The organism is Marseilla massiliensis, assembly GCF_016899855.1.
GTDB lineage: Bacteria > Bacteroidota > Bacteroidia > Bacteroidales > Bacteroidaceae > Prevotella.
This window is the reverse complement of record NZ_JACJJG010000231.1, coordinates 1-682: the sequence shown is the minus strand read 5'-3', so window position 1 is coordinate 682 and position 682 is coordinate 1. Positions and strand designations below refer to the sequence as shown.

General features: G+C 52.2%; 1 protein-coding gene. It reads right to left on the bottom strand.

Annotated features, from left to right (window positions below):
• Positions 1-61 precede the first annotated feature (61 nt).
• Positions 62-682, bottom strand: a 621-nt coding sequence (locus tag H6A34_RS14535) for an MATE family efflux transporter (protein ID WP_262896362.1), incomplete at its 5' end; no start/stop codon positions are given.

Here is a 682-nt window from a genome sequence, read left to right as displayed (position 1 = left end):
TTGTTTGTATATAAAAAGAACAAATTATAACTTCTATAATGCAAATGTCCTTGTCTGCTCGTCACTCGTCTGCTCGTTTACTATAAATTAAACTTTGGACAAGCCCTCTTACAAAGATGTAAGCTATAAAGGCAGCCCACAGCCCATGATTGGCATACGTGCCGTGCAACGAATAGTAAAGGATGAAGAACGTTGCGGCGGCAAGGGCCATCGAGATGAGCATTCCGCGCGTCATTGTACACCCGATGAACACACCGTCCCACACGAAAGCGGCCACACCGGCCAACGGAATGGCAAGAGCCCAATAATAATAGGTGTGCGACGCAGCGACGACTGACGGCTCGTCGGTGAGCAACGACATGAATGCGTCACCGCCTATGGCGTAAACCAGGGTGAAGGCAACGGCCAGCCCATAGCCCCAACAGAACAACCAGCGTACCGTACGGCGCAACGCGCCGGCATTACGTGCGCCGTAATAACGCCCGCTAAGCGCCTCGCCGGCATACGCAAAGCCATCCATGACATAAGAAAAGAGCATATAGAACTGCATTAGCAGAGTATTTACGGCCAGCACGACCTCGCCCTGCCACGAGCCGGCCGAGGTGAAGAACAGCATGACCGATACCATACAAAGCGTGCGGAGGAATATGTCACGGTTGACACTGAAGAAATGCGCCATGGC